8 protein-coding genes are annotated in these 9,494 nt (G+C 37.6%); 2 read left to right on the top strand and 6 right to left on the bottom strand.

What is annotated here, in order from left to right; all coding sequences use genetic code 11:
• The first annotated feature begins 123 nt into the window (after positions 1-123).
• A complete protein-coding gene (locus tag AB2U10_RS08215) occupies positions 124-2,253 on the top strand; it encodes a DUF262 domain-containing protein (RefSeq protein WP_115401474.1) in 2,130 nt (709 codons plus the stop codon).
• A gap of 18 nt (positions 2,254-2,271) precedes the next feature.
• Positions 2,272-3,030 carry a Swt1 family HEPN domain-containing protein gene (locus tag AB2U10_RS08210; RefSeq protein WP_115401473.1) on the top strand — a complete coding sequence of 253 codons (759 nt, stop codon included), beginning with the start codon at positions 2,272-2,274 and terminating at the stop codon, positions 3,028-3,030.
• Positions 3,031-3,059: 29 nt separating this feature from the next.
• Here the strand turns inward: AB2U10_RS08210 and AB2U10_RS08205 are convergent, their stop codons facing one another.
• From AB2U10_RS08205 to AB2U10_RS08180, 6 genes are all read right to left on the bottom strand, one after another.
• A complete protein-coding gene (locus tag AB2U10_RS08205) occupies positions 3,060-3,941 on the bottom strand; it encodes an ORF6N domain-containing protein (protein WP_367914873.1) in 882 nt (293 codons plus the stop codon).
• Complete coding sequence (locus AB2U10_RS08200) at positions 3,941-6,025, bottom strand: type IA DNA topoisomerase (protein WP_115401471.1); 2,085 nt, start codon at positions 6,023-6,025, stop codon at positions 3,941-3,943. Before AB2U10_RS08200 ends, AB2U10_RS08205 begins: the two co-directional genes overlap by 1 nt.
• A 6-nt stretch (positions 6,026-6,031) precedes the next feature.
• On the bottom strand, positions 6,032-7,489 hold the full coding sequence (locus tag AB2U10_RS08195) for a DUF3945 domain-containing protein (protein ID WP_078690908.1): 1,458 nt from the start codon (positions 7,487-7,489) through the stop codon (positions 6,032-6,034).
• 98 nt (positions 7,490-7,587) lie between these two features.
• Positions 7,588-7,884, bottom strand: coding sequence for a helix-turn-helix domain-containing protein (locus AB2U10_RS08190; RefSeq protein ID WP_078690909.1), 297 nt, complete (start codon positions 7,882-7,884; stop codon positions 7,588-7,590).
• 5 nt (positions 7,885-7,889) lie between these two features.
• Positions 7,890-8,243 (bottom strand): helix-turn-helix domain-containing protein, encoded by a 354-nt coding sequence (locus AB2U10_RS08185; protein WP_078690910.1) that lies wholly within the window; start codon positions 8,241-8,243, stop codon positions 7,890-7,892.
• Between the two features lie 252 nt (positions 8,244-8,495).
• Positions 8,496-9,341 (bottom strand): RteC domain-containing protein, encoded by an 846-nt coding sequence (locus tag AB2U10_RS08180; RefSeq protein WP_078690911.1) that lies wholly within the window; start codon positions 9,339-9,341, stop codon positions 8,496-8,498.
• Positions 9,342-9,494: the final 153 nt, after the last annotated feature.

The raw sequence follows: 9,494 nt of genomic DNA, 5'->3' as shown, positions 1-9,494 counted from the left end.
GCAGAAGTGGCAGGGTTTGGCTTTGAGTGGCGGGATTTGGCGTAAAACCACGTAATAACGAAGAGTTTAATTTGTATTTTTGATAATTGATAAAATCAACAATTAAAGAACGGTCATTAAATAATGAATGAATTAGAACCCTTAAAAAGTATTTTTAAAGACAGAATATTTAAAATACCCGATTATCAGCGTGGTTACGCTTGGACAACAAGACAACTGAAAGATTTTTGGGAAGATTTAGTCAATCTTCCTGCCGATAGATTTCATTATACAGGTTTACTCTCTTTGAAAAAAGTCGATAAAAATATCTGGAATAACTGGAATGACGAACGATGGTTAATTGAAGATAGAGGATTTAAACCTTTCCATATTGTTGATGGGCAACAGCGATTGACAACATTTGTAATTTTCATTCAAGCCATTTCGGAACAATTAAAAGCAATACCGGAAAACAAAGGCAAAAAAGATGAAGAAATTTATCTTGGCTCTTTTAGCTTAAAGGCTATTAAAGAAGAATATTTAGTAATAGAAAAACCTCCTCAGTTTATTGTTACAACCTACAAGTTTGGCTATGAGATCGATAATCCGAGTTTTAAATATTTACGTCATAAGGTTTTCTTAGAACCAAATAGCGGAACAGTACAAGAAACTTTTTACACGCTCAATCTTGAAAATGCAAAGCATTTTTTCAAGGAAAATCTGCAAAACTATTTTGAAACATACGGTTTAACCGAGATAGAAACATTATTCAAAAAAGTTACGCAAAACCTGATGTTCAATGTTTACGAAATAAGTGACGATTTTGATGTTTTCGTAGCATTTGAAACGATGAATAATCGTGGCAAAAAGCTGTCAAATTTGGAACTTCTCAAAAACAGGCTAATTTATTTGACGACTTTGTATGATGAAAAGGAGTTAAAAACTGATGAGAGAAATTCTCTTCGTGAAAAAATCAATGATGCTTGGAAAGAAGTTTATTATCAACTTGGGAGAAACAAGAAAAATCCACTTAATGATGATGATTTTTTAGTGGCTCATTGGATAATGTACTTTCAATACACGAGGGAGAAAGGAGATGATTATATCCGTTTTTTGCTGGAACAGAAATTTACACCTCAAAATATTTATGCAAAAACAGAGGTGAAAATAAGTTCGTTGCAAGAGTTTGAAGAAGTTCGGGAGGATGAAGATACCGACCAAGAAGAAGTTGAAATAAACGGCGAAGAAGAAGTAATTGTTATGCGTTCCCAACTTTCTCCCAAAGAAATAGAAGATTATGTGAACAGCTTAAAGGCTGCCGCTGTACATTGGTATAATACCCATAACCCTGTAAATAATCCGGACTTAACCACACAGGAAAGTCTTTGGATAGACCGTTTGAATAGAATTGGTATAATCTATTTTCGTCCACTCGTAACAGTAGCTTATTTGAGTAAGAATGTTAATCCTGATAAGAGAGTTCAGCTCTTTAGAGCAATTGAGCGTTTCATTTTTATTACATTCAGGCTTAGCCGAGCTTTTTCAACATACAGAAACAGTGAATTTTATCGTGCAGCAAGACAACTGCGAAATGGGGAACTAACAATTGACAATATCATTCACAGATTGAATGAAAGAATGGATTATTGTTTTTATACACCTGAAAATTCTGAAGAAATCTACTTTGATTATACCTATTTTCAAAAGTTCATTGACAAGAAGTTTAAAAGCGGAGGAGGTTTCTATTCTTGGAATGGGCTTCGATATTTCTTATATGAATATGAAATGGAGAAAGTTAGACAAAGAGGAAGCCAAAAGATAGATTGGAAACTGTTTGTTAAGAGCGAAAAAGATAAGGTTTCTATTGAGCATATTTATCCACAGACACCAACAGATAAATATTGGAAACAAAATTTTAAGGAATATAAAAAGAATTTTCATCCTTTTTTTCAGGGAACATTGGGCAATCTTTTACCATTGTCGCAAAGTATAAATTCAAGTTTACAAAATGATTGCTTTGAAGATAAGAAAACAGCAAAATATAATGACAGAAAGGAAAAAATAAGACAAGGATATTCTGACGGTTCGCATTCAGAGATTGAAGTGTCTGGATATGATGTTTGGAACCCGGTTGCTATACTTGACCGAGGTAATAAATTATTAGAATTTATGGAGCAACGCTGGGATTTGAAATTTGAAGATGATGAAGCTAAAGCAGAATTATTATTTCTTGATTTTATGCTTCCAGAAGAAGAACATAGTATAGAAGAATAACCTAAAATATTTATGTAAATGAATTATACAGAAAACATTGAACGCTTAAAAATACTACTTACAGGAGCATCTACCGATGTTACTATAACAAGTGATAATGAAGCAGAATATAAAAGATTGAAAAGTGAACTGAATAAATCTGCGAAGTTCCAAACCAACCAACCAAAGGAATTTAAAATTTGCTTTACTCTTCAAGAATTTAGAAGAGAAATGCAAGCAAAAGGAGGATATGCGGAACGAAGAAAATATATTAATGAGATATTCTACCCTCTAATTTCAGATGAAAATTCCCTATTAGATAGCATCGAGGAAATACAACAAAATGTAAACTTTGGGCATTTAAACCTTTTGCCGCAAGACATACAACAAAAAGGACGAGAAATGTCGGAAGTCTATTTGTATTTATATTGTATTGAAAATTCTTTAAGAATATTTATTGAAGAAATTATGAAGACTGAAACAATAAATATTCCCCGAAAAGTACAAGAAACCATAGATAAACTAAAGAAAAGCGAACAAGAAAGTAAATATTTGCCCATTCGAGGTAATAGTGATTTATTTTACTGCGACTTTATTGAGTTAGGAAAAATAATAGTTGGGAATTGGACAATTTTTGGGAAGTATTTTCCTAAGCAGAATGAACATTGGTTGAATGTAATGGTTGATGAATTATACAAAATACGGTGTTTGGTTGCTCACAATAGTTATGTTGGTAAAGATGAACGTGATGCACTAAAAGTTTATTATAAGAGTATCACAGCCCAATTACAGTTATAGTATAACAATAAACCCTCTGAATGGAGGGTTTATTGTTGATTAAGGATTTGAAGCATCCTGCCAACTTCAATATCCATTCGTGAAAAGGCAAACCATTTTTTGCCCAAGTCTTTGAGTGATGCTCCGATATGATAAAGCTCCGTATCGTCGATAATCAAAAATCGGTCGTGAGCATCGGAGAAAACCTCAACCTCAATCGGATGATATTGGCTGTTATATCGTTGCAAATCCAGCCGTAATTGAGTGCTGATGCTTTTGGTATAGATGATGGCAGTTACATTCGTATTGCGTTTGCCTAACAAGGTCAGCACCGTATCGTCCACATAATTATCAAGCAGGATAATGGAGCTTCCGGCACTTCGGATAATATCTGATACAAAGGCGTAGGCATCAAAAACCTGTCCGTTATAGAAAATACCTTTTTCGCTGTGGAGCTTGTCGCTTTCCAATGCCTTAAATAACTCTTCAAATTTTTCGTCAGCTTCTAATTGCTTCAGTTCAATCTTATCCAACCGATGAAACAAAGAAGCATTGCTAGTAAGCATACGCCGCATTTCTACAAAGGCTTCCATAATTTCAACACTGACTTTAACGGCAATATCTGAACGGAGTATGGCAGAAGCCATTGCAACCCCTTGTTCGGTAAAAACATAGGGCAAATAACGTCTTCCGCCGTAGTTCAAACTTGAGGTTCCAATTTGGAACCTCAAGTTGCTGGCTTCCTCTTCGGTCAGTTGAAAGCAAAAAGAAGCCGGAAACCTTTCAATATTTCTTTTTACGGCTTTGTTGAGGTTCTTTGTTTCCACTTGGTATAAGGAAGCGAGGTCGCTATCCAGCATTACTTGCTTGCCACGTATGGTATAAATCAGGTTTCTGATTTCCGTTGTACTAATGTTAGGTCTATTTTCCATTACTTCTTGTAATTTTTACTTTTCTCAAATTCAAAGGAACTATCGGCTTGCTCATTCAACACGATGTAAGCATCGAATTTCTTTCCGGCTTTGCTTTTCATTCCTTTGATAAGTGAGGTTTTGCCTTTATTAACAAGGCTTTCAATATCGCCTATGCCGATTTGTACACCGCACACATTGCGGAATTGTACCCAATTACATCTTTCATCAGGGCATTTGGCAATCTTGTCACGGATAATGAGTTGCTGGCTTTTACATTTCGGACAGGTAAGTTTAGGCAGGTTGCTTTTGGCAATGGAGGTTTGCAACAGCTCATTGGTAATAGTAGAAGCATAGGTTTCCATTTCCTTTTGAAACGCACTTGCATCTGCTTCGTTGTTTTCGATTTTCTGTAAAGCCAATTCCCATTCGGCGGTCATTGCCACATCTGCAATTTTTCGGTCTTTAACCAATTCATATACCTGCAATCCTTTTTCGGTTGGGATTAAGGATTTCTTATCCCTTTGGATATAATTTCGGGTAAACAAGGTTTCGATAATCGCCGCCCTTGTTGCAGGTGTACCAATACCGATATTTTGCAGGGCTTTCCGTTCCTCTTCGTTTTCGATTTCCTTTCCGGCACTTTCCATAGCCGACAAAAGCCCTGCTTCGGTATAAAGCACAGGCGGTTTGGTTTGCTTTTCCAAAACGGTGGCTTCCTTAATTTTGAGTTCATCACCTTTTTTCAGTTCAGGTAAATCCTGTACAGGTTCGGTATCATCATCCGAAAAAGTCCCTTTAAGGGAACGCCAACCTGGTTCAATAATTTTACATCCTTTTGCCGTAAAATCGTAATGCAATGCCTGTATAGCAATATCGGTTATCTCCTTGATACAGGCTTGTGAAATAGCTTCGAGCAGTCGAAAAGCAATCATATCATAAACCGCATTTTCCTTTGCGTTCAGGGCAGACGGTATTTTATCCGTAATCAACAAACCGTGATGGTCTGTAACACGCAGGTCGTTCACGATACGTTTGTTGAAACGACCCCATTTCACTTTGGTTACAGCTTGTTTGCAGGTTTGCCTGTCCTGCAATGCTCTCACGAGATTGGGAATTTCTGCCCACATATCTTCGGGAATGTATTTGCTTCCGGTGCGAGGGTAAGTGATAAACTTCTTTTCATAAAGGCTTTGGGCAATGTTCAGCGTTTCTTCGGCAGAAAGGTTAAGCTTTTTGTTCGCTTCCTTTTGCAGTCCTGTAAGGTCAAACAACAAAGGCGGTTGCTCCGTAACGCTTTTTGTTTCTACCGATGTAATTGTTGCCGTATCGCTTCGCTGAATGGATTTCAGCGTATCATTGGCGAGTTTTTGGTCTTCCCATTTAGTTTTAGAAAGGCTTTTAAAATCAATACCTGCTTTGTGATGCAACAACTGTATCTGCCAATATTTCTTTACCGAGAAATTTTTGTTTTCCAAATAACGTTTGCATATCAAAGCGAGTGTGGGTGTTTGTACTCTTCCGAGCGAGTAAACTCCATTGCCTGCAGCAATGCTCAATGCTTGTGTAGCATTGATGCCCACCAACCAATCGGCACGGCTTCTGCCTTGTGCTGCCTGATACAACCCGTCAAATGCTTTTCCGTCTTTCAGGTTGTCAAAGCCTTTTTTGATGGCTTTTTCGGTAAGCGAACTAATCCAAAGCCGTTCAAACGGTTTCTTGCATTTGAGGTGTTCGTATATATAGCGAAAGATAAGTTCGCCCTCACGTCCTGCATCGGTAGCTACAATAATGCTATCGCTACGGTTGAAAAGCTGGTCTATTATTTTCAGTTGCTTTGACGCACCAGCATCAGCGGTATAACCTTTGTCTTTTTTCACTTTCCGGACGGTCAGTAAAAACGGGTTGGGGAGTATCGGCAATGATGCTTTGTCAAATCCCGTAATCCCGTAATCTTCGGGCATTCCCAATCCTATTAAATGACCGAATGCCCACGTAACAAAATAGCCGTTACCTGTCAGGTAGCCGTCCTTTTTATCGGATGCTCCCACAAGTCCGGCTATTTCCCTTGCTACGCTTGGTTTTTCTGCAATTATTGTTTTCATATTTTACTACATTTTTCTGCCTTTGGACTTTGCAGGTGCTTTGGGCTTTTCCTGTTGTTCCTGCTGTTGTTTATTTTTCGGTGTTTGCTGTCCGGACTTCAAAGGCTCGTTGATATTTTTGGTCGCTTCGTTGGTCTTGCCCTCCGAATTGACCGCAGTTTGCGTTTTATGGGATTCGGTTGGCTGCATTCTTTCTTTATATTGATTTGGAAACTCAAAGCCAGTTTTTCCGGTGTCTTTGTTGAACGTGATGTAACCGTTGTACGTTTGCCCTTTCTTATCAACCAGACCTGCCATATATATGGTTTGACCCGCTTTGAAATCCTTGTATTGATCATCGGTCAGTTCCTTGCCACGAAATGTTTTTGGAGCTTCCTGTGGTTGGCTTTGTTGATTATTCTGTTGGTTGTTTTGCTTTTGTCCGTTGTAGTTACTGCGGTCAAACAGAAATTCGGTATAGCGTTTATCGGCATTGTACTGTACCGTTGCCGAAAACTCCGTTCCTTTTGTGGAAATCATACCCTCCAATTTGAGCGGTTTGCCCTCCATTAAGGTTTGCTTTTGCTCATCATTGAGTTTTACACCCTTAATCTCATCGGGAATTTTAATAAAATCCGTTCGCAGTGCAATGACATCATTGGTAAGCCTGTCAATACTGATAATGGACGGCATTAGTTCGCCAGTCTTGGAATTTTTCAAATCAACCACACGCCCCATATTGCCCGTTTCGAGCAGGTTTTTCTTGTCCTCATCAGTAAATTTGTGTCCAAAAAACTCAAAATGCAGATTAGGCTCTTTTTTGATGCCGTGTATTCCCACAACAATTTTTCCGTCTTCGGCTTGCTGTAATGACAGTCGGGCGTCTGTGCGGAGAATAGTACCTCCAAGATTAACCCCTATCGGTACGAGTTCATTGGTTTTATAACCTTTCAATAAAGGTTCAAGCAGGTTTCTTTTTTCAAGGTATTCCTTGCTTAATCCGAGATTGGTCATTGTATCCCAATCAATCTGCTCCGGCTTATAGCGGTATTCGCTTACATCCGGCGTTGTCTGTGCTGTTGCCATATCATTTTTATTTTCTTGTTTATTATTCTCTTGTGTGGCGGTTTTGACTTCGTGTTCTTTCATCACTTTTTCGCCTTCCGAAGTTGGCTTATCTACCTGCTTTTGCATTTCCTGTGCTTTCTCAACGGCGATAGGTGCAGGCACTTTGAAAAATGAAAAATTGGTAGGGTTCTTTAGTTGGCTAAAAAAATTGGAAAAGAAGTTGGAAAAGAAATCGCCACTCTTGTCCACACGCATAAACTGGTTTTGGTTTTTCTTCGTGGGGTCAACGGTTTCCATTTTCCCGTTTTCGTCTATGCTCTTTACGGCTTGGATTTTCATTTTTTCTTTGTCCAGTACCAATAATATGTCCGATAATTGTTCGGGCATTTCCTGTTTATTTGTGGTTTCTTCACTCATAATATGAAAATTTTAAAAGTTTACCGCCGAATGTAAAGGAAGCGTTCACTACGTTGCCCGAAGTGGCACTTAAAGGCAGTGTTTGTCACTCAAAGGCGTTATAGTTTTGCAGATGGTGGATTAAAACTCTCTCTTATGAACTGATGCACATCGGATAGCTTGTAATACAGTTTGCCGCTAATAGTATAATAGGGTAGTTTGCCGATGGAGCGATACCGTTGCAGGGAACGGTTGCTGATTTTCAGCATTTGAAGCAAATCCTGATTATCCAACAATTCCTCTCCGTCTATACTGTTGCGTTTCTTTTGCAACTCATCTATATTATCACCCAGCATATCGAGGCGACCTATCAAGCGTTCCATCCACGCCAAAAATTCCATTCTATCAATATTCATAGCACCTACTTTTTATCCGTTTTCAATTGTCTACCTTTTTCGATATAGCTTTTACCTTTTGCCATAAGTTCCTGTACAAACTCATCACTGCTCTGTACGGCATTGGCATTAAGCATATCCTTAATTGCTCCGATGGTGTAGAAGTATTGTCCGTACATTTTGGAGTAGGCTATTTCGCCTTTGGTACGCATACGCCACAAAGTCTTTTCGCTGATGTGCAGGTATTGGCATACCTCGTGGTTATTTAGCCACAGGTCATCATAGCTTTTATCTTCCTGTTTTTTCAGGTAATCGGCAATGGCATTGATACGGCTGTTTAGCTGTTGCCACGCTTCTTCTTCGATTGTAATTATTTTCATCGCATTGATCCTATAATGTTTACAATGCAAAATTGCTAAGGGTGGTAGTGTTTGTCTGCCAAGCCTTGCCAATTGGTTTGGCAGTTTTTTGAATTTTTTTGCAAACAGGGAAAACTCTTGTTTGATAAGGGTTTAAATGTATTGGAGATATTTTGTGAGGGAGTTTTGCCTACATTTGCCAATTGGCATATATGGGCAAAAGAAAAAGCAGTACGTTTTGGGTACTGCTTTTAAATTACTGTATTGAAATGGCTAAAGGTCTTTATCCATATACTCTTCGAGGGATATTTTGAGTTGGTCTAAAAATGCAGTTCGGGAACCTGCTCTTGTTTTCATTCTATGAAATGAGTGATGAAGGTCGCCAAGATTAACACGGAAAATTATTTGAAACAATAGACTAATTTTTCTTATCCCAATTTTTCCATGTGAGATAGCTCCAGAAGCATGTAATGCATAAATTAATTCCACAAGTGAATTTTTACTTTCTGTCCAGAAGATATCTTTTGAGTTTTCGGGTTTTTGAAAAATCATATCGGGGTCTTCGGCTGGATTAATTTTAGTAAGAAGATAGGTATAGATCAATTCATTGGCAATAATCCTGGCTGTTTTATAGTCAAAGAAAGTGGAAAAAGATGGATCCATCTCAAAGACGATACTATTTAAGCCATCGTGATAATTTATATTACCTCTTTTGAAGTAAATAGTATCACGGTCGGTTCTGCCTGATCGATAGTACCTATAAAAATCGGAGTTGCAGATATATTCAATGTACTCACGCTTCAATTGTGCGAGTTGGTTTGAAAAATAGTTATTGTATAGCTTCCCGTTATTTACAGGACAGGATGTTTCTATTCGATAAACTTTATTGTAGTAAATTAGCTTTCCGAGTATTTGGGGCTTGATATTCCTGAAGAAATCAATTTCTTCAACGTCTGTTTCAAACCCATCATTGGTTACAAAGTCTTTAACGGAAGATAATAAGTTTTGAAGATACGTGGTCATTTCATATGCTTCTTCAATCAATTTCTTGTTTTGAGAAGCAAGTTTATCTTCTTTTCTATGTATCTCTAAAATTATGTGTTTTAATGAGTTCTTCATAATTTTTATCACAGTAGGTTTTCAGATTCATTAGACTTGAAAGTATTGTTGCAAATATTCTGAATAAAAAAGAATTTGTTGCCCAAGCTTATCCCAAGCTGGGAAAGATTTTATTTATCCGCTTCGCGTTATAATTATCAAAACGGACATAAT

Origin of the sequence: Leadbetterella sp. DM7 (assembly GCF_040829825.2) — a bacterium.
Taxonomy (GTDB): Bacteria; Bacteroidota; Bacteroidia; order Cytophagales; family Spirosomataceae; genus Leadbetterella.
This window is presented reverse-complemented; position numbering and strand designations above follow the sequence as displayed.